This window comes from Microbacterium sp. GbtcB4 (genome assembly GCF_019091465.1).
In the GTDB taxonomy this organism is placed as follows: domain Bacteria; phylum Actinomycetota; class Actinomycetes; order Actinomycetales; family Microbacteriaceae; genus Microbacterium; species Microbacterium paraoxydans.
Map to the genome: position 1 here is coordinate 178112 of NZ_JAGXJJ010000001.1, position 24651 is coordinate 202762.

Annotated in this window: 30 protein-coding genes; 19 read left to right on the plus strand and 11 right to left on the minus strand. The window is 71.3% G+C overall.

What is annotated here, in order from left to right; all coding sequences use genetic code 11:
- The first annotated feature begins 39 nt into the window (after nt 1–39).
- The 7 genes from KVS71_RS00750 (at nt 40) to KVS71_RS00780 (ending at nt 6917) form a co-directional block, all read left to right on the plus strand.
- Nucleotides 40–1077: an aromatic acid exporter family protein gene (locus KVS71_RS00750; RefSeq protein ID WP_060923400.1), complete on the plus strand. Its 1038-nt coding sequence runs from the start codon at nt 40–42 to the stop codon at nt 1075–1077.
- A 106-nt stretch (nt 1078–1183) separates the two neighbouring features.
- The gene (locus KVS71_RS00755; protein ID WP_105949106.1) at nt 1184–1843 is read left to right on the plus strand and encodes a DNA alkylation repair protein; all 660 of its coding nucleotides are present in this window, start codon (nt 1184–1186) and stop codon (nt 1841–1843) included.
- 13 nt (nt 1844–1856) lie between these two features.
- Complete coding sequence (deoD, locus tag KVS71_RS00760; protein ID WP_217582873.1) at nt 1857–2570, plus strand: purine-nucleoside phosphorylase; 714 nt, start codon at nt 1857–1859, stop codon at nt 2568–2570.
- Nucleotides 2571–2680: 110 nt separating this feature from the next.
- Nucleotides 2681–3052, plus strand: coding sequence for a hypothetical protein (locus KVS71_RS00765; protein WP_025104036.1), 372 nt, complete (start codon nt 2681–2683; stop codon nt 3050–3052).
- A gap of 68 nt (nt 3053–3120) precedes the next feature.
- Nucleotides 3121–3684, plus strand: coding sequence for an ATP/GTP-binding protein (locus KVS71_RS00770; protein ID WP_060923397.1), 564 nt, complete (start codon nt 3121–3123; stop codon nt 3682–3684).
- Complete coding sequence (locus KVS71_RS00775) at nt 3681–4181, plus strand: hypothetical protein (RefSeq protein ID WP_060923396.1); 501 nt, start codon at nt 3681–3683, stop codon at nt 4179–4181. Before KVS71_RS00770 ends, KVS71_RS00775 begins: the two co-directional genes overlap by 4 nt.
- 24 nt (nt 4182–4205) lie before the next feature.
- A complete protein-coding gene (locus tag KVS71_RS00780; protein ID WP_217582875.1) occupies nt 4206–6917 on the plus strand; it encodes a DEAD/DEAH box helicase in 2712 nt (903 codons plus the stop codon).
- A 15-nt stretch (nt 6918–6932) separates the two neighbouring features.
- On the opposite strand, the gene KVS71_RS00785 is transcribed toward KVS71_RS00780, so the two are convergent.
- From KVS71_RS00785 to KVS71_RS00800, 4 genes are read right to left on the minus strand one after another with little or no spacing between them, the layout of a single operon-like run.
- Nucleotides 6933–7322 (minus strand): VOC family protein, encoded by a 390-nt coding sequence (locus KVS71_RS00785; protein ID WP_025104040.1) that lies wholly within the window; start codon nt 7320–7322, stop codon nt 6933–6935.
- A gap of 42 nt (nt 7323–7364) precedes the next feature.
- A complete protein-coding gene (locus KVS71_RS00790; protein WP_105949101.1) occupies nt 7365–8315 on the minus strand; it encodes a D-alanine--D-alanine ligase in 951 nt (316 codons plus the stop codon).
- Complete coding sequence (alr, locus tag KVS71_RS00795; protein WP_217582877.1) at nt 8312–9433, minus strand: alanine racemase; 1122 nt, start codon at nt 9431–9433, stop codon at nt 8312–8314. The genes KVS71_RS00790 and alr overlap by 4 nt, the downstream gene beginning before the upstream one ends.
- Nucleotides 9430–10095: a M15 family metallopeptidase gene (locus KVS71_RS00800; RefSeq protein ID WP_060923035.1), complete on the minus strand. Its 666-nt coding sequence runs from the start codon at nt 10093–10095 to the stop codon at nt 9430–9432. Before KVS71_RS00800 ends, alr begins: the two co-directional genes overlap by 4 nt.
- An 87-nt stretch (nt 10096–10182) precedes the next feature.
- Here KVS71_RS00800 and KVS71_RS00805 point away from each other — a divergent pair, with 87 nt between their 5' ends.
- Entirely contained in the window at nt 10183–10854 is a 672-nt protein-coding gene (locus tag KVS71_RS00805; RefSeq protein WP_060923034.1) for a response regulator transcription factor, read from the plus strand.
- Nucleotides 10847–11938, plus strand: a complete 1092-nt coding sequence (locus KVS71_RS00810) for a HAMP domain-containing sensor histidine kinase (protein WP_217582878.1) — start codon at nt 10847–10849, stop codon at nt 11936–11938. The genes KVS71_RS00805 and KVS71_RS00810 overlap by 8 nt, the downstream gene beginning before the upstream one ends.
- A gap of 70 nt (nt 11939–12008) precedes the next feature.
- Here KVS71_RS00810 and KVS71_RS00815 read toward each other — a convergent pair whose 3' ends face one another.
- Nucleotides 12009–13526 carry an SDR family oxidoreductase gene (locus KVS71_RS00815; protein ID WP_025104046.1) on the minus strand — a complete coding sequence of 506 codons (1518 nt, stop codon included), beginning with the start codon at nt 13524–13526 and terminating at the stop codon, nt 12009–12011.
- Between the two features lie 107 nt (nt 13527–13633).
- On the opposite strand from KVS71_RS00815, the gene KVS71_RS00820 reads away from it, so the two are divergent.
- The 7 genes from KVS71_RS00820 to KVS71_RS00850 all read left to right on the plus strand — a co-directional run bounded on the left by KVS71_RS00820 (nt 13634) and on the right by KVS71_RS00850 (nt 17693).
- Nucleotides 13634–13834 carry a hypothetical protein gene (locus KVS71_RS00820; protein WP_217582880.1) on the plus strand — a complete coding sequence of 67 codons (201 nt, stop codon included), beginning with the start codon at nt 13634–13636 and terminating at the stop codon, nt 13832–13834.
- 94 nt (nt 13835–13928) lie between these two features.
- Nucleotides 13929–14999: a M4 family metallopeptidase gene (locus KVS71_RS00825; protein WP_217582883.1), complete on the plus strand. Its 1071-nt coding sequence runs from the start codon at nt 13929–13931 to the stop codon at nt 14997–14999.
- Complete coding sequence (locus KVS71_RS00830) at nt 14974–15285, plus strand: protealysin inhibitor emfourin (RefSeq protein WP_217582886.1); 312 nt, start codon at nt 14974–14976, stop codon at nt 15283–15285. Before KVS71_RS00825 ends, KVS71_RS00830 begins: the two co-directional genes overlap by 26 nt.
- Nucleotides 15286–15388: 103 nt before the next feature.
- Nucleotides 15389–15580, plus strand: coding sequence for a hypothetical protein (locus tag KVS71_RS00835; protein WP_217582888.1), 192 nt, complete (start codon nt 15389–15391; stop codon nt 15578–15580).
- Between the two features lie 103 nt (nt 15581–15683).
- Entirely contained in the window at nt 15684–16442 is a 759-nt protein-coding gene (locus tag KVS71_RS00840) for a ribonuclease H (RefSeq protein WP_217582889.1), read from the plus strand.
- Between the two features lie 28 nt (nt 16443–16470).
- Complete coding sequence (locus tag KVS71_RS00845) at nt 16471–16857, plus strand: DoxX family membrane protein (RefSeq protein WP_217582891.1); 387 nt, start codon at nt 16471–16473, stop codon at nt 16855–16857.
- 137 nt (nt 16858–16994) lie between these two features.
- Nucleotides 16995–17693: a Pr6Pr family membrane protein gene (locus KVS71_RS00850; protein WP_231919563.1), complete on the plus strand. Its 699-nt coding sequence runs from the start codon at nt 16995–16997 to the stop codon at nt 17691–17693.
- Here the strand turns inward: KVS71_RS00850 and KVS71_RS00855 are convergent.
- From KVS71_RS00855 to KVS71_RS00865, 3 genes are all read right to left on the minus strand, one after another.
- A complete protein-coding gene (locus KVS71_RS00855) occupies nt 17684–19036 on the minus strand; it encodes an FAD-dependent oxidoreductase (RefSeq protein WP_217582893.1) in 1353 nt (450 codons plus the stop codon). The genes KVS71_RS00850 and KVS71_RS00855 overlap by 10 nt on opposite strands.
- Nucleotides 19037–19131: 95 nt before the next feature.
- Entirely contained in the window at nt 19132–20109 is a 978-nt protein-coding gene (locus KVS71_RS00860; RefSeq protein WP_217582896.1) for an SRPBCC family protein, read from the minus strand.
- A gap of 1 nt (nt 20110) precedes the next feature.
- Nucleotides 20111–20518 carry a helix-turn-helix transcriptional regulator gene (locus KVS71_RS00865; RefSeq protein WP_217582898.1) on the minus strand — a complete coding sequence of 136 codons (408 nt, stop codon included), beginning with the start codon at nt 20516–20518 and terminating at the stop codon, nt 20111–20113.
- Between the two features lie 198 nt (nt 20519–20716).
- Between KVS71_RS00865 and KVS71_RS00870 the strand changes: the two genes are divergently transcribed.
- Complete coding sequence (locus tag KVS71_RS00870) at nt 20717–21469, plus strand: SDR family NAD(P)-dependent oxidoreductase (RefSeq protein ID WP_062633228.1); 753 nt, start codon at nt 20717–20719, stop codon at nt 21467–21469.
- A 167-nt stretch (nt 21470–21636) separates the two neighbouring features.
- On the opposite strand, the gene KVS71_RS00875 is transcribed toward KVS71_RS00870, so the two are convergent.
- The gene (locus KVS71_RS00875) at nt 21637–21963 is read right to left on the minus strand and encodes a hypothetical protein (RefSeq protein ID WP_217582900.1); all 327 of its coding nucleotides are present in this window, start codon (nt 21961–21963) and stop codon (nt 21637–21639) included.
- Nucleotides 21964–22032: 69 nt separating this feature from the next.
- Nucleotides 22033–22479, minus strand: coding sequence for a MarR family winged helix-turn-helix transcriptional regulator (locus tag KVS71_RS00880; protein WP_105949093.1), 447 nt, complete (start codon nt 22477–22479; stop codon nt 22033–22035).
- 129 nt (nt 22480–22608) lie between these two features.
- Here KVS71_RS00880 and KVS71_RS00885 point away from each other — a divergent pair, with 129 nt between their 5' ends.
- The gene (locus KVS71_RS00885; protein WP_060921946.1) at nt 22609–22845 is read left to right on the plus strand and encodes a hypothetical protein; all 237 of its coding nucleotides are present in this window, start codon (nt 22609–22611) and stop codon (nt 22843–22845) included.
- Nucleotides 22842–23387 (plus strand): MarR family winged helix-turn-helix transcriptional regulator, encoded by a 546-nt coding sequence (locus tag KVS71_RS00890; RefSeq protein WP_060921947.1) that lies wholly within the window; start codon nt 22842–22844, stop codon nt 23385–23387. Before KVS71_RS00885 ends, KVS71_RS00890 begins: the two co-directional genes overlap by 4 nt.
- On the opposite strand, the gene KVS71_RS00895 is transcribed toward KVS71_RS00890, so the two are convergent.
- A complete protein-coding gene (locus KVS71_RS00895; RefSeq protein WP_260981450.1) occupies nt 23384–24607 on the minus strand; it encodes an MFS transporter in 1224 nt (407 codons plus the stop codon). The two genes, KVS71_RS00890 and KVS71_RS00895, sit on opposite strands and share 4 nt — an antisense overlap.
- Between the last annotated feature and the right edge of the window lie 44 nt (nt 24608–24651).

A 24651-nucleotide genomic window follows, 5' to 3' on the forward strand; every position in this document is an offset into this window, starting at 1 on the left:
GGCGATGGGGTTGACATCGGCGCGACTACCGTGGAGGTCATGCGCATCCCCGCCGCGATCCGCGCCTCCCAGCGCTCCCCCCTGCTGCAGGTGGTGAAGTCGGCCGCGGCGACCATCGCCGCGTGGCTGATCGCGGGCTGGGTCTTCCCCGGGCAGCTGCCGGTGTTCGCCGCGATCGCCGCGCTCCTGGTCGTGCAGCCCAGCGTCAACCAGTCGCTGTCGAAGGCGCTCGAGCGCAGCATCGGCGTGATCGTCGGGGTCGTCATCGCGGTCGGTCTCGGCCTGCTCCTCGGCTCGCCGAGCTGGATCGTGCTGCTGGCGATCGTCGTCGCGATGCTCGTCGCGTGGATCTTCCGGGCATCCCCCGGCACCGGCAACCAGGTCGCGATCTCGGCGATGCTCGTGCTGGCGCTCGGGTCGTCGAGCCCGGAGTACGCGGTCGCCCGGATCGTGGAGACCCTGATCGGGGTGGTGATCGGCATCGTCGTGAACGCGCTGATCGTGCCCCCGGTGCTCGTCGAGCCGGCCCGACGGAACGTGGGCTTGCTCGGGCGGGAGCTCGCCGCGAGCCTCGACCGCCTGGCGGACGCCCTGCCCGCCCCGCAGACGCCGGCGCGGCTGCAGGAGCTCATGGTCGAGGTGCGGCTGCTGCGGCCCATGAAGGATGCCGCGGCCACCGCCATCGCCGCCGGGGAGGAGTCGCTCACGCTGAATCCGCGGCGTTCGACCCATCGCGCCGACCTGCAGGAGCTGAAGGCGCTGCTCGACCGGCTCTCGCCCATCGTCACGCAGACCATCGGCATGACCCGCGCCTACTTCGATCACTACGACGACCGGCTCGGGGAAGAGCCCGCGGTCGCCGCGATCGCCGAGCAGCTCCGCCGCGCCGGACACGATGTGCGCCTCGCGGTGCAGACCACGGCTCCCTCCGCGGAGCCCGAGCCGCTGACCTCCGCCATCCCGGCCCTGACGGCTCCGCTCGTGATCCGTCCGCCGTCCTCGCAGCACTGGATCCTCATCGGCTCCCTCATGGAAGACCTCCGTCGTATCCGCGGCGAACTCCTCGACGAGGACTGACCTCCCTCCGATCCACCCCCTTCCGCGCCACCCGGCCCCGTAAGTGCGTCCGCAACGGGCCGGGACGCACCGAAAGGGGTGGGTCGACGGGGGTTACCCTGGCGGGATGACAGTGGAGGAGGCGCTGGCGGAGCTCGCGGCGCTGGAAGACCCCAAGCAGCGCGCGGCGAACGAGAAGCGCGGCGACGACCACGGCATCAATCTGAGCCGGATGCGCGCCCTCGCGAAGCGCATCAAGACCGATCAGGCCCTCGCGCGCGAACTGTGGGCGACGGGCGAGACGTCCGCCCGGCTCCTGGCCCTGCTCGTGTGCCGCCCGGCCGACTTCACCGCCGACGAGCTCGACACGATGCTGCGCGAGACCCGTCCGCCCAAGGTGAACGACTGGTTCGTGAACTACGTGCTCAAGAAGTCACCCCTCGCCGAGGAGCTGCGCCGGCGCTGGTTCGACGATGCCGATCCCACCGTCGCCGCGGCCGCGTGGTCGCTCACGACGGTCCGGGTGACGAAGGACGCCGACGGCCTCGACCTGCCGCACCTGCTCGACCTCATCGAGCGCGACCTGCAGCAGGCCCCGCCGCGCCTGCAGTGGGCGATGAACGAGACCCTCGCGAACATCGGCATCTTCCATCCGGACCTGCGTGCACGGGCGGTGGACATCGGCGAGCGGCTCCAGGTCCTGGCCGACTACCCCACGGCCCCTGGCTGCACCTCACCCTTCGCGCCCCTCTGGATCGGGGAGATCGTCCGCCGTCGCGAGGGCTGAGTACGCTGAGCGGATGAGCACCCACATCGCCGCGGAACCCGGTCAGATCGCCCCCATCGTGCTGTTCCCCGGCGACCCGCTGCGGGCGAGGTGGATCGCCGAGACCTTCCTCGACGACGCCGAGCTGTACTCCGAGACGCGAGGGATGCTGGGCTTCACCGGCACCTGGGAGGGGCATCGGGTCTCCGTCCAGGGCTCGGGCATGGGGCAGCCGTCGATGGCGATCTACGCGACGGAGCTGTTCACCGAGTACGACGTGCAGACGATCGTCCGCGTGGGATCCTGCGGCGCGCTGACCGAGAGGCTCGCGGTGCGCGACATCATCATCGCGAACGGCGCGAGCACCGACTCCGGCATCAACCGCGTGCGCTTCCACGGCCTCGACTACGCTCCGCTCGCCGACTTCGCCCTGCTGCGCGCGGCGGTGGAGGCGAGCGAGACGGAGCCCCTCTCATCCACGGTTCACGTGGGGCCGCTGTTCTCGAGCGATCAGTTCTACAGCACCCGTCCGGAGCTCACCGCCCCCTTCGTGCAGCACGGCATCCTCGGCGTCGAGATGGAGGCGGCAGGGCTCTACACGCTCGCCGCCTTCCACGGGCGCCGCGCCCTCGCGATCTGCACGGTCAGCGACCACATCGTCACGGGTGAGGAGACCACGGCCCAGGAGCGCGAGCAGACGTTCAGCGACATGGTCCGCATCGCCCTCCGTGCGGCGACCTCGGTCTGAGACTGGCCCGCTCCCCGAGTAACGTTATACACTTCACAGGTCGCGCGGCGCTGGGGACGACCGCACAGGGCGGTCGCTGCTGCGCGCGACGGAGACGACTGGGGAGAACCATGGCCACGCAAGATCAGCTCAACGCGCTGCTGGCGGACATCGAACGCGACATCAACGGATTCATCGGGGCGTCGATCGTCGACCTCGAATCGGGGCTGCCGCTCGCCTCGAGCTCCGTCCGCCCGGATTTCGACCTCGAGGTCGCGAGCGCGTTCAACAGCGAGATCGTGAAGAACAAGAAGCGCACGATCGACGCCCTCGGCATCGAGGGCGAGCTCGAGGACATGCTGCTGACGCTGAACACGCAGCTGCACCTGCTCAAGATGCTCGACGACGACCTGTTCATCTACCTGGCCGCCGATCGCCAGGCCACGAACCTCGCCCTGCTGCGCTCCTCGGTGAACCGCCGGGTCGCCGCCCTCGGCGCGTGATCCATGGGGCCGTGGGGAGCGGCCTCGGGAGAGGGCGACAGCGGAAGAGCGGTCGCGTGGGGCGGACGATGAGGCGCCCGCGTCGGCGACGGACCGACCTGCCCCAGCGGTACCGGGTGATCTTCGCCGGACCGGTGGGCGCGGGCAAGACGACCGCGGTCCGCGCCCTGAGCGACGTCCCGCCGGTGGACACCGACGTGCCGATGTCGCTCGCGAGTGGTGACGGCAAGACCACGACGACCGTCGGGCTCGACTACGGGACGTGGCGGCCGACGCCGGAGGTCTCCATCGCGCTCATCGGCATCCCGGGACAGCAGCGGTTCGCCTCGGCGCGACAGCGCGTCTCGATCCCTGGCACCCGGGTGCTGCTCTGGCTGCGCGGCGACCGCGACACCCTCGTCGCCGACGCCGAGGAGTGGCTCGGCGTGTTCGCGGGCGAGGAGCATCGCGTCGCGATCGCCGTCAGCCACACCGCCGCACGAGCGATCGGCGACATCCGCCGCGCCCTCGCCCCCGTGCTCGCGCGACACGGCATCCCGGCCTCGCGTGTGCTCGCGGCCGACGCGCGCGACCGCGACAGCGTGATGCGCGTCGCCGGTGCCGCTCTCGATCTTCCGGAGGAGAAGCCATGACCGGACCCGCCGGGCGGCAGGACGCCGCCGCGACGCCCGATCCGTCCCGCATGCACCCCGACGTCGCCGGCAACTGGGCGCTGTGGTCGCGGATCGTCGGCCCGTCGGCCCAGACCCGTCTGCAGCAGTTGGAGGAGCGCTTCCCGGAGCTGACGACCGCGGTCCTAGGCACTGCGGACGGCCTCCACATCGCCTCCCTCGGCGTCGACCCCGACGGCGGCGAGCAGCTCGCGGCGATGAACGGCTCGCTGTTCGGGGTCGCGCGGGCCGAGGCCGAGATCATCGCGGGAGGGACGGAGCCGACGCTGTCGGCCATCGTGTCGCTGTCCATCGGCGAGAACCAGATGGCGCTGCTCAGCTTCATCCTCGCGCCCTACGGCCAGCTCCTGCTGTCGGTGTCGGCGTCGTCGTCGCAGCTCGGGACCGTGATCGTGCACGCGCGCTCCACGGCGTACGAGCTGCTCACCGCGCTCGGGGTCACGGGATCGGCGACATGACGCAGATGGGATGATCGAAGCACCATGAATCCCACGCCGCGGCTCGAACCCTCGCTCGTTCCCGACGCGGCGGACGCCGATGCGGTGTACCTGACCTTCGTGGAGTGGGCGGAGTCGACCGGCATCCGCCTCTATCCCGCGCAGGACGAGGCGCTCATCGAGATCGTCTCGGGTGCGAACGTCATCCTGTCCACGCCGACGGGCACCGGGAAGTCGCTCGTCGCGGTCGGCGCCCACTTCGCGGCGATGGTCGGCGGAAGCCGCAGCTACTACACGGCACCGATCAAGGCCCTCGTGAGCGAGAAGTTCTTCGCGCTGGCAGAGGTGTTCGGCGCCGAGAACGTGGGGATGGTCACGGGAGACTCCGCCGTGAACGCGGACGCCCCCATCATCTGCTGCACCGCGGAGATCCTCGCGAACCTGGCCCTGCGCCAGGGCGACGCCGCCGACGTCGGCCTCGTCGTCATGGACGAGTTCCACTTCTACGGTGACCCCGACCGCGGCTGGGCCTGGCAGGTGCCGCTCCTCGAGCTCCCGCAGGCGCAGTTCGTGCTGATGTCGGCCACCCTCGGCGACGTCACCACCCTCGCCGCCGACCTGACGCGCCGCACCGGACGGGAGACCGCCTCGGTCACGGGGGTCGAGCGCCCGGTCCCCCTGCACTTCTTCTACGAGACGACGCCCATCCACGAGACCATCGACGACCTGCTCAACACGGGGCAGGCACCGATCTACATCGTGCACTTCTCGCAGGCGGCGGCCATGGAGCGGGCGCAGGCGCTGTCGAGCACGAAGGTCGCCACGCGTGAGCAGCGCGACGAGATCGCCGCCCTCATCGGCGGCTTCCGCTTCACGACGGCGTTCGGCAAGACGCTCTCCCGCTTCCTCCGGGCCGGCATCGGCGTGCACCACGCCGGCATGCTGCCCAAGTACCGCCGACTCGTGGAACAGCTCGCCCAGCGCGGTCTCCTCCGGGTCATCTGCGGCACCGACACCCTGGGCGTGGGCATCAACGTCCCCATCCGGACCGTGCTGCTCACCGCGCTGACGAAGTTCGACGGCACGCGGATGCGCCAGCTCAACGCGCGGGAGTTCCACCAGATCGCGGGCCGGGCCGGACGCGCGGGCTATGACACCGCTGGTACCGTCGTCGCCCAGGCCCCGGAGCACGAGACCGAGAACCTCGCCGCGATCCGCAAGGCCGGCGACGACCCGAAGAAGAAGCGGAAGATCATCCGCAAGAAGGCCCCCGACGGCTTCGTGTCGTGGGGCGAGCCGTCGTTCCGGAAGCTCATCGACGCGACGCCGGAGACCCTGACCTCGCACATGCAGATCACCAGCGCGATGCTGCTCAACGTGATCGCCCGGGGCGGGGATGTGTTCGCCAACGTCCGCCGGCTCGTCTTCGACAACCACGAGCCGCGCGCCCGTCAGCGCGCGCTCGCGCTCCGCGCCCTCGCGATCTTCCGCACGCTCCGGGAATCGGGCGTCGTGGAGACGTTCGACACGGGCGTGCCCGGAGAGCCGAAGGGCGTCCGGCTCACCGTCGACCTGCAGCCGAACTTCGCGCTCAACCAGCCGCTGTCGCCGTTCGCCCTCGCGGCGTTCGATCTGCTGGACCCTTCGACAGGCTCAGGGACCCAGCCTTCGACAGGCTCAGGGACCCAGACTTCGACAGGCTCAGGGACCCAGACTTCGACAGGCTCAGGGACCCAGCCTTCGACAGGCTCAGGGACCCAGCCTTCGACAGGCTCAGGGACCCAGACTTCGACAGACTCAGGGACCCAGGCGGGCTCGGGGGATCAGGGGGTGGGGACGGGGTCGTACGCGCTCGACATGATCTCGATCGTCGAGGCGACGCTCGACGATCCGCGTGCCGTGCTCAGCCAGCAGGAGTTCCTCGCACGGGGCGAGGCGGTCGCCGCGATGAAGCGCGAGGGCATCGAGTACGACGAGCGGATGGAGCTCCTCGAGGCGATCACCTACCCGAAGCCGCTGGAGGAGCTCCTCGATGCGGCCTTCGAGACCTTCAGCGCGGCGCAGCCATGGATCCGGGACTTCGCGCTGCACCCGAAGTCCGTCGTCCGCGACATGTACGAGCGGGCCATGTCGTTCGGCGAGTACGTCGCGTTCTACAAGATCGCCCGCTCCGAGGGCGTCGTCCTGCGGTACCTGTCGGACGCGTATCGCGCCGCCTCCCAGACGATCCCCGAGGATCGGAAGGACGAGGACCTCCACGACCTCATCGCCTGGCTCGGCGAGCTCGTGCGCCAGATCGACTCCAGCCTGCTCGACGAGTGGAGCGAGCTGACCGCCGGGACCGCCGCCCGCAGCGAGACCGACGAGCCGATCGTCCCGCCCGCACCGAAGCGCCTCACGAGCAACACCCGCGCCTTCCGCACGCTCGTCCGCAACGAGCTCTTCCGGCGGGTGCAGCTCGCCGCCCGCGAGGACGTGGACGCGCTGGCCGAGCTCGACCCGTCGTTCGGCGCCGCCGCCTGGTCGGACGCGCTGGACGCGTACTTCGCCGAGCACGACGACATCGGCATCGGCCCGGACGCCCGGAGTTCCCGGATGCTGCTGCTCACCGAGGGCCCGACCGCCTGGACGGCACGGCAGATCATCGACGACCCCGCCGGCGACCACGACTGGGGCATCAGCGCCACCGTCGATCTCGCCGCGTCCGACGAGGCGGGCGAGGCGGTCGTCACGGTGACGGCGGTCGACCGGCTGTGAGCGAGGCGGGCCCCGTCAGGCCTGCATGACGGCGAGCACGTTGCCCGCCGGGTCGCGGAACCACGCGATGTCGGGGCCCTGCCCGTTCCCCCTGACGATGCCGCGGGAGTCCGACGGGAACTCGTCGTCGCCGTAGATCTTGGTCTGCACCCCGCGCTCGTTGAGCTCCTCGACGGCGGCATCGACGTCCGCCACCGGAAAGTTCAGGATCGTGAAGCTCGCCGGGGTGTGGTTCGGCTTCGCGTAGACGAGGACCGACCCGCCGCGGGGGAGGCGCAGATCGAGGAACCCCATCGCGTTGACCTCGACGTCGAGCCCGAGGGTCGTGCCGTAGAACTCTCTCGCCGCGTCGATGTCGTCGACGCTGAAACCGCTGAACGCGTTCTCCGCTGTGAAGGCTGCCATGCCCCCAGCATCCGCCTCTCCCTCACAGATGTCGACCCCTTCTCACACGGCCGCTCGGACGAGCCGGTCCACGAGGTCGACGTAGTCCACCCCGGCCGCCGCGAACATCCGCGGCACCTGGGAGGCGGCGGTCAGCCCGGGCATCGTGTTGACCTCGTTGAGCACCGGACCTTCGTCCGTGAGGAAGAAGTCCATGCGGGCGACCCCGTCGCACCCCAGCGCGTCGAACATCGCGATCGCGGCGCGTTTGAGCGCTGTCGTGGCGGCCGCATCGAGCTGCGCGGGAACCGTGAAGCGGGCCGTGCCGTCGTACTTCGTCGCGGTGTCGAAGAGCCCGGGCGCGTGGATCTCCAGGGGCGGGGCGGCCCACCGCACCCCGCCCTTCTCCCGCAGCACGGCGACGTCGATCTCCCGCGCGTGCACGACCTCCTCGACCAGGATCCGCCGGTCGAAACGCGCCGCCCCCCGCAGCGCCGTGAGCAGGTCGCCCTCCTCCGTCACCAGGCTCACGCCGTGGCTCGAGCCGGCCGTGACCGGCTTGACCACGACGGCGCCCTCGAACTCCACGTCGCCGATGTCCTCCGCGGCGACCAGCCGCCCTCGGGCGGTGCGCAGCCCGACGGCCTGGGCCACGAGCTTCGTGGCCCATTTGTCCATGCCGATCGCCCCCGCCCCCAGCGCGGAGCCGACGGCCGGCACCCCGGCGAGCGCACACAACGCCGCGAGGGCGCCGTCCTCCCCGAGCGCACCGTGCACCGCAGGGAACACGACGTCGCTCGCCGCGAGCAGCGGCAGGGCCTGCTGCAACGACGCCGCCGGACTCACGCCGGGCGGGATGCCGTCGGCCCGCCACACGCCGTCGCGGTCGATCGTCACGGTCGTGACGGTGTGTCCCCCCAACCGCAGCGCCGCGGCGACCGCTGCCGCCGAGGCGAGCGACACCTCGTGCTCGGGATTCTGTCCCCCTCCGATGACCAGGACCTTCATCGTCATGCCACGCTCCTCTCCACCCGCGGGCCGATGCCCGTGACGATGGTGTGCGGGATGGTGCCCGCCCACCGCGCCCACTCCTGCACCGACGGCACCGCGCCGCCGTCCGGCCCGAACACCGTCGCGACCGCTCCCCGGGGGAACGCCCTCCCCCCGGTGTCGACGACGATCTGATCCATCGACACCCGGCCGACGATCGGATGCCGTTCGCCTCCGATCTCCACCCCCGCGCCCGACGCGATCTCCCGCGGGATGCCGTCGGCGTATCCGACGCCCACCACGCTCAGGTGCGTGGCCGCCGCCGTCGTGTGCGTCCCGCCGTAGCCCACGACCGTGCCGGCCGGCACGGCGGCGCTGTGCACCACGGGCGCGGTGAAACGCGAGGCCCCGACCAGAGAGACGGTCTCGGACGGGTCGATCCCCACGAGGGCGGCCCCCACCCGCACCATGTCGAAGTGCGTCGCCGGATCGGTCAGGGCGCCCGAGGTCGCCGCGAGATGCACGAGCAGCGGTCCGAAGCCGGCGCGCAGGACCGCGTCCCTCCCCTGGCGCATCCGCAGCACCGCGGCCGCATTCGCCCGCGGATCCGCGCTGTCGGCGTGCGGGAGGTGTCCCATCACCCCGACGACCTCGATCCGGCCACGGGCCGCCCGCGCCGTGCGCAGCAGCGCATCCCAGTCCTCCACGGGACACCCTCCGCGCGCCATCCCGGTGTCGAGATGCAGATGCACCCGCACGGAAGCTGTGGCATCGGCCGCGAGCTGACGAAGCTCCTCGACGGAGCCCACAGCCACGTCGACCCCGGCGGCGGCCGCGAGCGGCGCGTCGATGCCCGCGGGGTGCAGCCAGGCGAGGATGGGCACGCGCAGTCCGGCCTCGCGCAGCACGACCCCCTCGGCGACGTCGGTGACCCCGAGCCACTCGGCCCCCGCGGCCACGGCGGCGGTCGCCACGGCCACTATTCCATGGCCGTACGCGTCGGCCTTGACCACGGCCATGACGGGTACCGCGGCGGCCTCCCGCACACGGCGGAGGTTCTCGGTCACGGCGTCCGGGAGGGTGGACAGTGTCGGTGCGTGGAGGCGGGACAGGGTCATCCCCGCCGCGAGCACGGCCGTCATCGCTGCATCCTCGGGTCTTCGGTGGGGTCGGCGTACTGTGCGGGGCAGCCGTTCTCGACGGCCTCCGGTCGCAGCTCGTAGTGCCAGGATTCGTTGCCGTAGGTCTGGCAGAGGCCGTAGCGCCATCCGCGCTGTGTGAGCCAGTCGAGAGTGGGCAGGGGACCGAGGTCGACGGCGTCGCCGGAGACGTGCGCCGAGGTCTCCGCGGTCGCCACCCAGCGGCGCGCCTCCTCTTGCGAGCCGTAGTCGTCGATCGCGTCGCGAAGCAGCTGCTCCTGCAGGGCCGCCGAACGCCATCCGCTGTTCACGAGGAACGTCACCCCGTCGGCCTCCGCATCGGAGGCGGCGCGCTGGAGGGCGTCGAGCAGGGCGGGGTCGAGATTGCCGACGGCGACCCTGTCGACGTCGAACACCGTGGGCTGATCGCCGTCGCGGATCACGCCGTCGGCCTCGCTCGGGGCGAGCACCGATCCGGTCGGCGGGTGCGGATAGGAGGAAGGGGCGGGGCCGGCGACGTGCGGGGCGGTCTCGGCGAACGCGGCCGACAGCGACTGCTGCACGGCGACGGCGCCGACCACGGCGAGCGCCAGCACGGACGCCGTGGTGGCGATCCGCCGACGGCGCCGGGCACGGACGGCTCGGGGGGTGCGGAGGTCGTTCATGCTTCCAGTGAAGAGAGCACGCGGTTGCCACGGCGTATGGCCTTTTCCATACACCGGCGATATGCCGCACTGCGTAGGATCACTGCCATGCGTGTGCTGATCGTCGAGGACGAGCCCTACCTCGCCGAGGCCGTCCGCGACGGGCTGCGACTGGAGGCGATCGCGGCCGACATCGCCGGCGACGGAGACACCGCGCTCGAACTCCTGGGCATCAACGCGTACGACATCGCGATCCTCGACCGCGACGTGCCGGGCCCGTCCGGCGACGACATCGCGCGGTGGATTGTCGCCTCGGGCAGCGGCATCCCCATCCTCATGCTCACGGCCGCCGACCGCCTCGACGACAAGGCCTCCGGGTTCGAGCTCGGCGCCGACGACTACCTCACCAAGCCGTTCGAGCTGCGGGAGCTGGTGCTGCGGCTGCGTGCCCTCGACCGCCGCCGACAGCGCGCGCGGCCACCGGTGCTGGAGATCGCCGGGCTGCGCCTCGACCCGTTCCGCCGCGAGGTCTACCGCGACGGCCGGTACGTCGCCCTCACCCGCAAGCAGTTCGCCGTGCTGGAGGTGCTCGTCGACGCCGAGGGCGGGGTGGTCAGCGCCGAGGAGCTGCTGGAGCGGGCGTGGGACGAGAACGCCGACCCGTTCACGAACGCCGTCCGCATCACCGTCTCCTCGCTGCGCAAGCGCCTCGGCGAGCCGTGGCTGATCCTCACGGTGCCCGGCGTCGGCTACCGGATCGGAGCCGACGCGGATGCGTAGGCGACGGGGGCTGAGCGTCCGCCTCAAGCTGACGCTGAGCTACGCGGGCATCGTCGTCGTGTCCGGCCTCCTGCTGCTCGGGGCCGTGGCGCTCTACCTCCTGCGGTACGTCCCGGATGTGCAGATCCCCGTCGTCGATTTCTTCGTCCCCAACCGCTCGGATCTGATCCGGGCGTTCGTGCCGGTCGCGGCGATGGTGATGGTCGCGCTGCTCGCGATCGGCCTCGGCGGCGGGTGGCTGCTCGCCGGACGGATGCTGGCGCCGCTCGACCGCATCGGCGACGCCGCACGGCTCGCGGCGCAGGGCTCCCTCTCGCACCGGATCCGCATGGAGGGCCCGAGCGACGAGTTCCGCGACCTCGCCGACGTCTTCGACACGATGCTCGAGCAGCTCGAGGCACACGTCGCCGAGCAGCAGCGCTTCGCCGCGAACGCCTCGCACGAGCTGCGGACGCCCTTGGCCATCTCGCAGACGCTCCTCGACGTGGCCCGCACCGATCCCGACCGCGACGTCGACGCCCTGATCGACCGGCTCCACGAGGTCAACACGCGCGCGATCGACCTCACCGAGGCGCTGCTGCTGCTGAGCAGGGCGGATCAGCGCACCTTCCCACGGACGCTCGTCGACCTGTCGCTCCTGGCCGAGGAGTCCGTCGAGGCTCTCCTCCCGCTCGCCGACCGCCGCGGGGTCGAGGTCGAGGTGTCCGGCGTGCCGGCGACCGTGCTGGGCTCCTCCGCCCTGCTGCCGCAGCTCGTCATGAACCTCGTCGCCAACGCGATCGTCCACAACCGCAGCGACGGCGGCGGCTCCGTCGCGGTGCGCACGCATTCCCTTCCGCACGCGGTGGCCCTCGTCGTGGAGAACACCGGTGCGGAGCTGCACGCCTCCCAGGTCGCGACGCTCGTCGAGCCCTTCCAGCGCGGCACCGAGCGCACGCGCGGGCCGGAGCACGCCGGGGTGGGTCTCGGCCTCGCGATCGTGCAGCGCATCACGCAGACCCACGGCGGCACCCTCGTGCTCACACCCCGCACCGGCGGAGGCCTCATCGTGACGGTCTGGTTCCCTCACCCCTACCCCGGCTGACGGCTTTCGAATCGCCCGATTGGCCCTATTTCGGCTCCGGATGGAACCATTCAGGCGATTCGAACGGGCGTCACCAGGGGCTGGGCTCGTAGTCCTTGAGGAAGACGCCGTGGATGTCCTCGCCGGCCTCGCCGCGCACGATGGGGTCGTACACGCGGGCGGCGCCGTCGACCAGGTCGAGCGGGGCATGGAAGCCCTCCTCCGCGAGGCGCACCTTCGTGTAGTGCGGGCGCTCGTCGGTGATCCAGCCGGTGTCGACGGCGGTCATGAGGATGCCGTCCTTCTCCAACATCTCCCCCGCGCTCGTGCGGGTCAGCATGTTGAGCGCGGCCTTCGCCATGTTCGTGTGCGGGTGGCCGGGGCCCTTGTAGCGCCGGGAGAACTGCCCCTCCATCGCGGAGACGTTCACGACGTACTTCCGGCGCGACGACGACGCGGCCATCGACGCCCGCAGCCTGCTGATGAGCAGGAACGGCGCGGTCGTGTTGGCGAGCTGCACCTCGAGCATCTCCAGCGGGTCGACCTGATCCACCGACTGCACCCAGCTGTTGACGCGGTTCACGTCCGGCACGAGGCCGCCCGCATCGATCGCCGTGCCATCCGCGTGCTTCTCGAGCGAGGAGGAGCCGGGGGCCATCGCGAGCCTCGCGAGGTCTTCGGCCGTAAGGGCCTGTCCCCCCTGCTCCGCGACCGTGCCGCCGAGCGCCGCGACCGACAGCAGCGGATGCGCGTCGACCGAGGCCTGCAGCGCCTGCGGGTGCGGGTCGACGGTGTGCCCGAAGGTCTCCATCTCCGGCAGCGGGCCGTCCGGCAGCGGCTGGAGCTCCGCGTCGGCGAGCAGCGAGTACGCCCCCGGTGAGCGGCGGACCGTCTGTGCGGCGTTGTTGATGAGGATGTCGAGCGGGCCCTGCGCGGCGACCGAGTCGGCGAGCCCGATCACCTGGGCGGGGTCGCGGAGGTCGATGCCGACCACGCGCAGCCGGTGCAGCCAGTCGCCCGCATCCGGGAGGGCCGAGAACCGCCGCACGGCGTCACGCGGGAACCGGGTGGTGATCGTGGTGTGCGCGCCGTCGCGGAGGAGGCGCAGCGCGATGTGCATGCCGATCTTCGCGCGGCCGCCGGTGAGCAGCGCGCGCTTTCCGGTGAGGTCGGTGCGGGCGGTGCGCTTGCCGTGGCTGAAGCGGGCGCAGTCCGGGCAGAGCTGGTGGTAGAACGCGTCGACGAGCGTGTACGGCTGCTTGCAGATGTAGCAGTTGCGCGGCTTGAGCAGCTCGCCGGCGATGGGGGCGTCGATCACACGGGACGCGAGGTCGTGCCCGCGCGTCTCGTCGTCGATGCGGTCGGGGGCGCCGGTGGCGGTGCGGGCGACGACGGCCTTGTCCGCCTCGGCGATCGCATCCCGGATCTCCTTGCGCCGCACGCGCTTGACCGCCTTGAACATGGCCGCGGTCGCGTGGCGCACGGCCACGAAGTCGGGGTGCTCGTTGTCGATCGTGTGCAGCTCGGCGAGGACGCGCAGCGTCGTGGCGAGGTCGTCGGGGTCGATGCCGGGGCCCAGGTCGGGGGTGGCGTCGGGCGCGTCGGTCATTAGGCCGATTTTACGCGACCGTCCTGGGGGTCTCCTGCTGTGTGGGGTGCCGGGCGCCTCGCGGCTACGCTGTGTCCGGACGGAGGGATGCGATGAGGAGGGCCGGCATGCTGAGGATCATCGGTTTCGTGTGCCTCGCTCTGGCCGTCGTCGGGACGGTCGCATCCTTGTCGGTCGTCCGGGCGGGCGGCGCCGACGGCGCCGTGTACCTCGGTGTGAACATCCTGCTGGCGTTGCTGGGAATCGTGCTGCTCGTCATCGGGGCACGACGCCGACCGGGCGCCTCCCGCGGCGAATCCGCCGACTAATACGCGCTCGGCCACCACCGGCATCGCTCCCGCCCTCATCGCAGAACGGCGGCGGGTCTCCTGCTGTGTCCGCGCCCCGGCGTAGGGTCGACGCATGAGCAGCGCAGAATCCTCCCCGCATCCCGGCGTCGTCCCCTCCTACCTGCTCGCCCGCCTGGCGGAGTCGGGTCGGTTCCCGAAGGCCGCCGCCGCCGCCCGGCAGACGCTCACCGCGGGGCGCCCGCCGTTCCGCGCCCGCATCGACCTCTCCATCGACGAGAACGGCGACCTCGTCGCGCAGCTCTCGGATGCGCCGAACCGCACGATCAGCGACGCCGGCAACACACAGCAGCTCCCGGGGGCCGTGGTCCGCACGGAAGACGATGAGCCCGTCGCCGACACCGCGGTCAACGAGGCCTTCGACGGCCTGGGCGCGACGTTCGAGATGCTGCTCTCCGCGTTCGGCCGTAACTCGCTCGACGACGCCGGTGCTCCTCTCGACGCGACCGTCCACTACGGCGTCGACTACGACAACGCCTTCTGGGACGGCGAGCGCATGGTGTTCGGCGACGGCGACGGCGAGGTGTTCCAGCACTTCACGGGCTCGCTCACCGTGATCGGACATGAGCTCGCCCACGGTGTCGTGCAGCACACGGCGAACCTGGAGTATCAGGGGCAGCCGGGCGCACTCAACGAGTCCGTGGCCGACGTGTTCGGCGCCCTCACCGAGCAGTACGCCCTGGGTCAGTCCGCCGACCAGGCGAGCTGGCTCATCGGGGCGGAGATCTTCACGGATGCGGTGGAGGGCTCAGCTCTCCGCTCCATGATCGCGCCGGGCACGGCCTATGACGACGATGAACTCGGGAAAGACCCGCAGCCCGACCACATGAGCGGATTCGTACGCACCACCGAGGACAACGGGGGCGTGCACATCAACTCCGGCATCCCGAACCGCGCCTTCGCCCTCTTCGCCCTCGACCTCGGCGGCAACGCCTGGGAGCGCGCCGGAACAGTCTGGTACCGGGCACTCACCGGCGGGCTGTCGAGCACCGCGAACTTCACCGAGTTCGCCGACGCCACGGTCGCCGCGGCAGCCACGGTCGATCAGGAGACGGTCGCCGCCGCTCGACGCGCGTGGACGACCGTGGGAGTCTATGAGGGTGACCGAGGACCCGACGCCGCCTGACGCCCCCGTCGTCATCGCCGTCGTGCGCTCGGGAGGTCTCGCCGGCATCCGTCGCCAGTGGCGTGTGGAGGCCGAGCCGCCGGACGCCGAGGAATGGATCGGCCTCATCGACAGCTGCCCCTGGGACGACGACGTCGACACGGAGCCCGGGGCCGATCGGTTCGTCTGGAGCATCCGCGCCCGCACCCCGTCCGAGCGCCGGGAGCGGGAGCTGCCCGACTCCGCCGTGGACGGTCCGTGGCGCACCCTCATCGATGCGGTGCGGGAGGCGGCGCGCTCGGAGTGAGCCGCGGTCGGAGATTCGCGCTCCCGTCGCAGGATGCCGCCGGATCCCTGCGACCTCGGTGGGAAACTGCGACCCCGCGCCGCCCGGGGGTGACAATGGACACATGGGACTCTTCCAGCAGCGACCGGAGGAAGAAGAGAAGCAGTGGGGACTCCCCTCTGAACCTCTCGAGACCTCGGCCGCAGACACGCTCGACGCCGCGCCGGCGCTCGACCCGCTGACCCTCGGCCTCGACACCTCGTCCTCGGTGAGCTCCATCGTGTTCCCCGTCGCCCCACCCGCCCCCGAGGACTGACACCCGCGCGGCGTCGCTGTTTCGCACTCCCGTCGCAGGTTCCGCGGGAATCCGTGCGACCGCGGCGCGAAAGTGCGTCCGCGGCCAGCGATACGGTGGACGGATGACCATCACCGCCGCCGCAGACGGCTCCGCCCTGGGCAACCCCGGCCCGAACGGCTGGGCCTGGTACATCGACGACGCGAACTGGGCGGCCGGCGGCTCCCCGCACGGCACGAACAACCAGGGCGAGCTCCGCGCCGTCCTCGAACTGCTCCGGGCGACGGCCGGCACCGACGAGAAGCTGCTGATCGAGTGTGACAGCCGCTACGTGATCGACTCCGTGACGAAGTGGATGCCCGGCTGGAAGCGCCGCGGGTGGCGGAAGTCCGACGGCGGGCCCGTGCTGAACCGCGACCTCCTCGAGGGGATCGACGAGGCGCTGCGCGGTCGCGACGTCGAGTTCTCCTGGGTCAAGGGCCACGCCGGGCACCCGCTGAACGAAGCCGCCGACGAGCGCGCGAACGCCGCCGCCAAGGCCTACCAGCAGAAGCAGGAGCCACGTCGAGGCCCCGGGTTCACCCGCGCGACCGACGCCGGAGCCGCCGTCGCCGCCTCCGCCCCGGTCGCCGCTGCCGCTACGGAAGCCCCGGCCTCCTCCTCCACGGCACCCTCATCCCGCACCACGACGCCCGTCGCCGAGGCGGAGTTCGCCGCGCCGCTGTGGGCCGAGACCTCCGACCTCCTCGACGGACTCGACCTCGCGCAAGACGATCCCATCGTGCTCCAGCTCCCGCTGTCCCCCGACGAGCACGCCCGCCTCCGGGACCGCGCCGACGCGCAGGGCATCACCCTCGAAGAAGCACTCCGCCGCCTGATCTGACGGAGACCGCGAGGAGTACACTCGCAGCATGTCGACTCCCCGCACCATCGGCCGGATCTTCCTCGGCGTCTCGCTCGTGTTCGCCGGCGTCTCCCACCTCACGTTCGCCCGCGAGGAGTTCCAGGCGCAGGTGCCGGAATCGTTGCCGCTCGATCCCGACACCACGGTGCTCGCGTCCGGCGTCGCGGAGGTCGCGCTCGGCTCCGCTCTCCTCTTCGCCCGACGCCGCCGTCGCACGGTCGGCACCGTCGCCGCGCTCTTCTTCGCGGCGGTCTTCCCGGGCAACGTGGCGCAGTGGATGCATCACCGGGACGGCTTCGGACTCGACACCGATATGAAGCGCTTCGTGCGTCTGTTCTTCCAGCCGGCCCTCATCGCGCTGGCGCTGTGGTCGACGCGCGCTTCGCGCCGCTGACCCCTCCGCCACAGCAGGCATTCCCGCGAGAACAGGACCCCACACCCGCCCGCGCCTGAACCCGCGCGACGGCCTGATGCGGCGTCCCCCGGATCGGCTCCGTAGACTCGGCGGATGGCGGAAAGGACGAGGCGACGGTGAACAAGCGCACCGTCTTCGGCCTGCTCCGGCTCACCGCCGCCGCCGTCTGCCTCGTCGCGCTGATCCACCGCCTCGCGTGGGGACTCGCGTCGAACACCATCGCGAGCCAGAACTTCTTCGCGTACCTGACGAACCAGTCGAACATCGCCTTCGTCGTCCTCCTCACCGTGGCCGGAGTCCTCGCGCTGCGCAGAGCCCGCGATCCGCGGTGGCTCACGGTGGCGCTCGCCCTCGTGCTCACCTGGACCATCACGGCGGGACTCGTGTTCGCGATCCTCGTCTGGCAGGCCGGCGTCCGGGGGATCCGCATCGACGTCCCGTGGTCGGATCAGGTGCTGCACTTCTGGCTGCCCGCGGTGACCGTCGCGGCCTGGGCCCTGGCCCCGGGGCATCGGGCGGTGCCGTGGCGCGTGATCCCGGTGACCCTCGCCTATCCGGTGCTGTGGGGCGTCGCGACGCTCATCCGCGGGCCACTGATCGGCTGGTACCCGTACTACTTCCTCGACCCGCGGCAGGTGAGCGGCCCCGTCGAGTTCACCGTCTCCTGCGCGATCGCGCTGGCCGTCTTCGCCGCCGTGGCGACCGCGCTCGTGCTCATCAGCCGCCTGCCGGACCCGTGGGACCGCGCTCCTGCCGAGCCCCCTCCCGAGGACCGCGCCCCGGTCGAGGCCGCACGCGAGACGGTTCAGGCGTAGAGCGCCAGCGATGCGAGCGCCGCCTCGACGGCCTCGGCCTCCCCGAGCTCCGCGAAGTCCCGCGCCGCCGCACCGCCCACGATCCCGACGAGCACGTTCTCGCCGGTCGAGGGGCGGAGGTTGATCCACGTGGGGATCGCGATGTCGTCGCCCACCGCGTGCCAGATCGCCTCGTCACCGTCCCAGAACGGCTCGTCCCATCGCAGCCACACCGTCTCGATGGCGCCCATGCCGAGCGCGGACACGGCGCCGCGGTTGTCGAACGGCAGCGGCGGGTCGAACTCGAGGGCCTGCTCCTGCAGCACCCCGAGCGGCACCGTCAGCAGCACCCGGTCGAAGGAGAGGGCTTCCCCGGTGCCGAGGCGCACGCTCACCCCGGTGTCGTCCCACGCGAGGCGGGTGACCGGCGAGCTGAGGCCCACCTTCACCCCGTCCAGGGCACTCTCGATGAACGGGGTCAGGTCGTCGCCGACTCCCTGCAGCGCCGCGTCGGGGAGCGGCGGGGCGAACCAGCTCGACAGGTCGGCGGCGTCCGCGCCCGTCCGTGCGGCGAGGAGCGCCAGGAGCGCAGCGGTCGCGGGATCCTCCGGGTCGATGCCGGCTGCCGCGAGGGCGTCCGCCACCGAGGAGTCCTGCGGGGCGGACTGCGCCGTGGTCACCGCGGCTTCCACCGGCTGCGGGTCCACGGGGTCGACATCGCCCTCGGCCGAGCGCCACCGCGCCCCGTCGAGGTCGACGAGGTCCATGTCCCCCTCGTCGATCGTCTCGAGAAGCTCCGCGTCGGCGTCGCCGAACAGCCACGCGCCGAGCTGCACCGGAACCGGCCAGTCGTCCTCCGCGCGGGAGAGGATCCGGCCGCCGACGCGGTCGCGCGCTTCGAACACCGTCACCTGCAGGCCGTTCTCCGCGAGCTGCGCGGCGGCGGTCGCCCCGGCTATCCCGGCGCCGATCACGGCCACCCGCTCGCCGTCCTCGGCGGCGACGATGAGCTCCCGCGCGGCACGGCGGCCCGAGCGCAGGGCTCCCCGGACGGTACCCGGCGCCTCGTCGTCGGTCGCCTCACCGGCGAAGAAGAGCCGGTCGTCGACGGGCTGCGCGAGCGCCGCACGGGTCGCGGCGAGCACCCCCACGGGGGTGAAGCTCGCGGCGCCCCGGGCGAAGGGGTCGGTGGTCCAGGTGCTGCGGACGCTCCCGCTCGGGGCGGGGACGCCGGGCGGCGGCTCCGGCTCGCGCGTGCGGGTGGGGGTCGGCGTCGGTTCCGGCTCCGGAGTGCATGAGCCGAGAAGCACCGAGACGGCACCGGCTCCGGCGCCGAGGAGCAGGGTACGGCGCGTGATCCTCATCGTGCCGCCACTTTATCCCGCTTTCGCACAGGCAGAAGCGCCGGAACAGGCGGCTCTCGACGAGAACCGCCTGTTCCGGCGCGCGTGCCTGGGTGTCAGACGGACAGCAGCTCCCGCTCCAGTCGCGCGAACGAGGCCTCCATGCCGTCGGCCATGCCGGTGGCGAGGATCATGTCCCGCGTCTCCTTGTCGGGATACTCGATGAGCACCGTGACGAGGGTCGCGCCGTCCTCCTCGTAGAGGTTGAGGTCGTTGAGCGTCTCGGTCGGCATACCCTGCATCCGCTCGGTGGTCACGGCGCGCTTCGGGGCGTCGATCAGCAGCGCCTCCCCCTCGAATCCGAACGGCTCACCCTCCGTGTCGCCCACGGGCGCCCAGGAGTTCCGGTACGACTGGCCGACCTCGGTCGCCGACACGCACTCGGTCATCTCCCACCCGTCCGGGCCGAGCATCCACTGGCGGATGAGCTCGGGCTCGAAGTGGGCGCGCCACACCAGCTCGCGCGGACCGTCGACGAGCCGGGTGATGCGCACGTGCGTGTCGTCCAGCAGCTCCACCCGGGTGCCCTTGCCCTGCGCGTAGTCGCGGAGGTCCTGCAACACGGCGTCGAGCTGGGCCATGGCCATCCGGGTGCCCTCAACGGCACCCATCGCGACGACCTGCTCGAGCGCCTCGGCAGACGTGAAGTGGCTCGTGTTGACCATGCGTGTGCCCTCGGCCGTCGGCTCGAACGTGAAGGTCATGCGCATGGAGGGGAGGTTGGCGTCCGGCGTGCCGTCCTCGTCGGCGAACGAGTCGAGCACCGTGAAGCTGCGCGGCGCGTCGATCTCCAGGAACTCCCACGTGCCGGAGGCCTTCTCCCCGCGGGGGCCGTTCATCGTGTACACGGCTCGGCCGCCGACGGTGTGGTCCCACCGGGAGAAGGTGGCCGGCCAGCCGGGTGGGCCCCAGAACCGCTCGAGCTGCTGCGGGTCGGTGTAGGCGGCCCAGACGCGCTCGACGGGCGCGGCGAGGTCGGCGACGACGGTCATGGTGAGGTTCTCGGCATCCGTGATGATGTCCGTGACAGGCATGTCAGTCTCCTTGCGATTCGTTGCGTTGACTGCTGGTGGGGTCGGTGGAGGCCGGTCGCTCCCGCGCGGGCGGGGAGGGCTCGGCCAGGAGATCGTCGAGCCGGGCGATGCGCGACCGCCACAGCTCTTCGTATCGGGCGAGGAGCGCCCTGGCGCGGGCGATCATCTCGGGGTTCGCGCGGACGAGCCGCTCGCGTCCCTCGGCGCGCTTGACGATGAGGTTCGCCGCCTCGAGCACGGCCACGTGCTTCTGGACCGCGGCGAACGACATCTCGTACTCGGAGGCGAGGGTCGAGACGGACTGCTCCCGCTCGATCGTCCGGCGCAGGATGTCCCGCCGGGTCGACGTCGCCAGTGCGTGGAACACACGGTCGACCTCCGCTTCGCTCAACTCCGTTTGTGCAACCATTTGGTTGTACGTTAGACCTGGGCCCGGATCGTGTCAAGAGTTTTTCCCCGGGACAGACGGTTCCCACAGCGTAGCCAGGCGGCCGAGCATTTCCATTCACATGAATCCACACCGGTATTACGGGCGTAGGCTGGAGGGAAGGACGGACCGTCCGAGAAGATCTCCCGGCACCGCGCCCGCCCGGGAAGGAGCCCGAAAGTGGCTCAGTACGACGTCTCGAACCGCTCGGCGATCGTGACAGGAGCGGGCAGCGGCATCGGCCGCGCGGTCGCCCTGCTGCTGGCGCAGAACGGCGCGGCGGTGGTGGTCAACGACCTGAACGCGGAGCACGCGAACGCGGTCGTCGAGGAGATCCGCGCCGCCGGCGGCACCGCGGAGGCGTCGGTCGGCGACGCGACGGACCCGGCCTGGATCGCCTCGTCGGTCGAGCTCGCCAACTCGCTCGCCCCGCTCCGCATCGGCGTCAACAACGCCGGCATCGGCGGCGCCACCGCGCCCACCGCGGACTACGAGGAAGACGCGTGGGACAAGGTGATCGCCATCAACCTCAACGCCGTGTTCCGCAACATGAAGGCGCAGATCCCGTCGATCCTCGCCAACGGCGGCGGCTCGGTCGTGAACATCGCCTCGATCCTCGGCAGCGTCGGCTTCGCAGGCTCCCCCGCCTACGTCACCGCCAAGCACGGCGTCGTCGGCATGACGAAGACCGCCGCCCTCGAGTACTCGGCGCAGGGCGTCCGCGTGAACTCGGTCGGCCCCGGCTTCATCGACACCCCGCTCCTGGCGAACATGGGCGACGAGGCGAAGGACTTCCTCGTGTCGAAGCACCCGATCGGGCGTCTCGGCCAGGCGGAGGAGGTCGCGAACCTCGTGGTGTTCCTCGCGAGCGACGCCGCGAGCTTCATCACCGGCAGCTACCACCTGGTCGACGGCGGCTACACCGCCCTCTGACGAAGAAACGGCATCCGGCTGCCGGGAACCCGAATCCCGGCGGCCGGATGCCGCGGTCGGCGATCGAGAGCCCCCGCTCCGTTCTCGCCGTAGCCGTCACCGCCCGGGATCCGAGAGCCCTTGAAGAGGATCCCGAGGCGGTGAGGCAGGTCTGCACCCCTCCGTTATCAGGCGGACATCGCCTGCAGTTCGCGCGATACCGCATCGAGCGCGAGCTCGGGGTCGGTGAGGTCGAGTCCGCCGGTCGAGCCCGCGGCCTGCATGAGACGGGCCAGCAGCGGTCGCTGCAGGGTGACCGACGTCTCGACGACGAAGCGGATCGGGATGGACGCGTGGATCCACAGCGTCTCGGTGCGGTCGGCGCCGGTCTGCACCGTGAGCGCGAACGGCTCGTTGCGCCGCAGCTTGGTGACGGTGGCGGCGCGAAGGTGGGCGAGCAGCTCGTCGTCGATCTCGATCGGCTCGGCGAGGTTCGCGTAGGTGAGGGTTCCCATGTTCTTCTCCTCGTGGCAGAAAACCTGGACGAGGATAGTTTACTAGTTTAACTAGTTAAATCAAATCGATCAGGGAAGATCGCCGAGCTCATCGGTCAGGCGGCGCAGGAAGCGGGAGATCACAGCCGCCTCCTCCGCCGTGAACTCGCCCTCGACGGCGGCCACACGCTGCGCCAGCTCGTCACCCTGGCCGTGCAGATCTCGCAGGGACGGGCGGAGGACTTTGGACCGGGCATCCAGGGGGTGCGGGGCGACGACGATCTGTCCCCGCTCCGACATCCGCCGGACGACGCTCGTGACGGCGGCCGTGCTGATACCGAGGTAGGTGGCCAGGTCGCGGGGAGTGACGGGCTTCTCGACGGGCGCGGTGCTGATGAAGTGCATCGCGGCGCGGTCGGTATCGTTGGGTTCGCGCCGAGCCGCGAGACGGCGGTTCAACTGCGCGTCGGCGCGACGGAAGTCGTCGACATCGCGCGCGAGCGCTGAGGTCGAGACGTCGGTGCTCACGTTTCCCATGCAGAGATCCTCCTTCCCCGCTCTCCATGGTACCTCGACAGTCTGACAGTAAGGCTGACTAGCGATATTCGCGGGAGACCAGGGACTTCCGGAGGTGCGATGATGGAACCCTGCCCCCGAAAGGATGCCATGCCCGAGCCACTGAGCCTCGAGGAGGCGTCGTACATCCGCTACGCCGATCTGCTCGCACGCCTGGAGGAACTCTTCCCCTCCGTCTCGCGACGCCGGATCGAGCAGATCATCGGCGCCGAGACCGACGCGATCACCGGCGGGCTCCTGCGCATCGTCCCGGCCGAGGTCGAGACCGGCGCGATGGAGATGCTCGAGCGGGAGGCCGGTTCCAGCGACGAAGGAGAGGTCGCGTGACCGACAGCACCGGCGAGTTCCACGCCTCCGGGTACTGGTACCCCGACAGCGAGCGCGCCACCACGGTCGACGTGCTCAACATGCTGCGGCGGTACCGCAGCGCCGAGACGGCGATGCGCGCCCGCACGCGCGCGTCCATGGGGATGAACGAGACAGACCTCGTCGCCCTCCGGTTCCTGCTGCGCGAGCAGAAGGCCGGGCGCATCGTGCGGCCCATCGATCTGGCGCGCATGCTCGACATCTCCACCGCGTCGACGACGACGCTCATCGACCGACTGGAGAAGGGCGGGCACGCCCGCCGCGAACCGCACCCGACCGACCGCCGCGCCGGGATCGTCGTGCCCACCGTGAGCAGCGACGACGAGGTGCGCGCGACGCTGGGTGCGATGCACCGGCGCATGCTGTCCCTCGTGGACGACCTCTCCGACGAGGAGCGCGTCGTCGTCATGCGGTTCCTCGTGGGAATGACCGCCGCGATCCAGGAGGCCGCGGACGCCGACGCCGCGCACGGCGGCGCCGATCTCGTGGAGGAGCCGGCCTAGTCCGACCCGTTCCGCGGGCGCCGGGCGTCCAGGAAGCCCGCGAGCAGCACCGCCACGAGCGCCGCGACAGGCGCGACCACGAGTCCCGCGCGGAGACTCTGCGTCTCCGCCAGCCACCCGACGAACGGCGGCGACAGCAGGAAGCCGAGCCGCAGCAGCCAGGACACCACGGTGAGCCCGACCCCGGGCCGCAGCCCCGGGAGCTCGTCGGCGGCGTGCATCGCGGCGGGGATGAGGGTGGCGATGCCGAAGCCGACGGCCGCGAACCCGAGGATTGTGCCGGGCACGCTCGGGAAGAGCAGCGCGAGCGTCATCCCGACGGCGGCGATGAGGCCGCCGACCCGCGCCACCCAGCGCTGCCCGAAGCGATCGGTCATCGGATCGCCGAGCAGACGCCCGACGAACTGCGCGCCGACGAGGGCGATGAATCCGAGCGGTGCGACCGCGGCCGCCGCTCCCAGGGAGTCACCGAGGTAGAGGGTGGCCCACGAGTTGCCCGCGTCTTCGGCGATGGCTCCGGCCATCGCGATGAGGGTCAGGGCGATCACGGACAGCACCGTCCGCGCCGGAACGCCGCGACGGACCGCGGAGGCGATCTCCTCGGGTTCCGCCACCGCCTCCTCCTCGACCTCGTCGTCGCGGCCGGGCAGGCAGAAGCGGAGGGCGACGAGGGCGACCGTCGCGAAGACCGCGGTCGAGATCCCCAGGTGGACGGCGAGCGGGAGCTGCAGGGCGATCGCGCCCGCGGCCATCACTCCGCCGAGCACCGCGCCGATGGACCAGATGGCGTGGAAGGAATTGATGATGGAGCGCCCGTACCGCCGCTGCACGCGCAGCCCGTGGGCGTTCTGCGCGACATCGGTGATGGCATCGGAGGCGCCGCCGACGAAGAGGGCGATCGCGAAGAGCGCGCCGGTCGGGGACAGCGCCGCCGACAGCAGGCCGAGGCTCGTGAGGACGGTGCCGATGACCGCGATGCGCGCCGACCCGAAGCGGCGGATCAGCGTGGCCGCCAGGAGTCCTGCCGCGATCGCCCCGGCGGGGAAGGCGGCGAGCGCGAGACCGTAGCCGAGGTTGTCGAGGCCGAGGGCGGCCTTGATCTCCGGGTACCGCGGCAGGATGTTCGCGAACAGGGCGCCGTTCGTGAGGAACAGCGCCGAGACGGCGACGCGCGCGCGGCGGGTGGCGCGGTCCGCGGGCGCTCGTCGAATCGATTCGATGGATGTCACGGATACGACCGTACCCTGTCGCCGGGGGTGCTCGC

Bases quoted from the DNA above. Each gene is read 5' to 3' on its own strand.
- KVS71_RS00750 (WP_060923400.1), top strand. From the start codon at position 40: ATGCGCATCCCCGCCGCGATCCGCGCCTCCCAGCGCTCCCCCCTGCTG.
- KVS71_RS00755 (WP_105949106.1), top strand. From the start codon at position 1,184: ATGACAGTGGAGGAGGCGCTGGCGGAGCTCGCGGCGCTGGAAGACCCC.
- deoD (WP_217582873.1), top strand. From the start codon at position 1,857: ATGAGCACCCACATCGCCGCGGAACCCGGTCAGATCGCCCCCATCGTG.
- KVS71_RS00765 (WP_025104036.1), top strand. From the start codon at position 2,681: ATGGCCACGCAAGATCAGCTCAACGCGCTGCTGGCGGACATCGAACGC.
- KVS71_RS00770 (WP_060923397.1), top strand. From the start codon at position 3,121: ATGAGGCGCCCGCGTCGGCGACGGACCGACCTGCCCCAGCGGTACCGG.
- KVS71_RS00775 (WP_060923396.1), top strand. From the start codon at position 3,681: ATGACCGGACCCGCCGGGCGGCAGGACGCCGCCGCGACGCCCGATCCG.
- KVS71_RS00780 (WP_217582875.1), top strand. From the start codon at position 4,206: ATGAATCCCACGCCGCGGCTCGAACCCTCGCTCGTTCCCGACGCGGCG.
- KVS71_RS00785 (WP_025104040.1), bottom strand. From the start codon at position 7,322: ATGGCAGCCTTCACAGCGGAGAACGCGTTCAGCGGTTTCAGCGTCGAC.
- KVS71_RS00790 (WP_105949101.1), bottom strand. From the start codon at position 8,315: ATGACGATGAAGGTCCTGGTCATCGGAGGGGGACAGAATCCCGAGCAC.
- alr (WP_217582877.1), bottom strand. From the start codon at position 9,433: ATGACGGCCGTGCTCGCGGCGGGGATGACCCTGTCCCGCCTCCACGCA.
- KVS71_RS00800 (WP_060923035.1), bottom strand. From the start codon at position 10,095: ATGAACGACCTCCGCACCCCCCGAGCCGTCCGTGCCCGGCGCCGTCGG.
- KVS71_RS00805 (WP_060923034.1), top strand. From the start codon at position 10,183: ATGCGTGTGCTGATCGTCGAGGACGAGCCCTACCTCGCCGAGGCCGTC.
- KVS71_RS00810 (WP_217582878.1), top strand. From the start codon at position 10,847: ATGCGTAGGCGACGGGGGCTGAGCGTCCGCCTCAAGCTGACGCTGAGC.
- KVS71_RS00815 (WP_025104046.1), bottom strand. From the start codon at position 13,526: ATGACCGACGCGCCCGACGCCACCCCCGACCTGGGCCCCGGCATCGAC.
- KVS71_RS00820 (WP_217582880.1), top strand. From the start codon at position 13,634: ATGCTGAGGATCATCGGTTTCGTGTGCCTCGCTCTGGCCGTCGTCGGG.
- KVS71_RS00825 (WP_217582883.1), top strand. From the start codon at position 13,929: ATGAGCAGCGCAGAATCCTCCCCGCATCCCGGCGTCGTCCCCTCCTAC.
- KVS71_RS00835 (WP_217582888.1), top strand. From the start codon at position 15,389: ATGGGACTCTTCCAGCAGCGACCGGAGGAAGAAGAGAAGCAGTGGGGA.
- KVS71_RS00840 (WP_217582889.1), top strand. From the start codon at position 15,684: ATGACCATCACCGCCGCCGCAGACGGCTCCGCCCTGGGCAACCCCGGC.
- KVS71_RS00845 (WP_217582891.1), top strand. From the start codon at position 16,471: ATGTCGACTCCCCGCACCATCGGCCGGATCTTCCTCGGCGTCTCGCTC.
- KVS71_RS00855 (WP_217582893.1), bottom strand. From the start codon at position 19,036: ATGAGGATCACGCGCCGTACCCTGCTCCTCGGCGCCGGAGCCGGTGCC.
- KVS71_RS00860 (WP_217582896.1), bottom strand. From the start codon at position 20,109: ATGCCTGTCACGGACATCATCACGGATGCCGAGAACCTCACCATGACC.
- KVS71_RS00865 (WP_217582898.1), bottom strand. From the start codon at position 20,518: ATGGTTGCACAAACGGAGTTGAGCGAAGCGGAGGTCGACCGTGTGTTC.
- KVS71_RS00875 (WP_217582900.1), bottom strand. From the start codon at position 21,963: ATGGGAACCCTCACCTACGCGAACCTCGCCGAGCCGATCGAGATCGAC.
- KVS71_RS00880 (WP_105949093.1), bottom strand. From the start codon at position 22,479: ATGGGAAACGTGAGCACCGACGTCTCGACCTCAGCGCTCGCGCGCGAT.
- KVS71_RS00885 (WP_060921946.1), top strand. From the start codon at position 22,609: ATGCCCGAGCCACTGAGCCTCGAGGAGGCGTCGTACATCCGCTACGCC.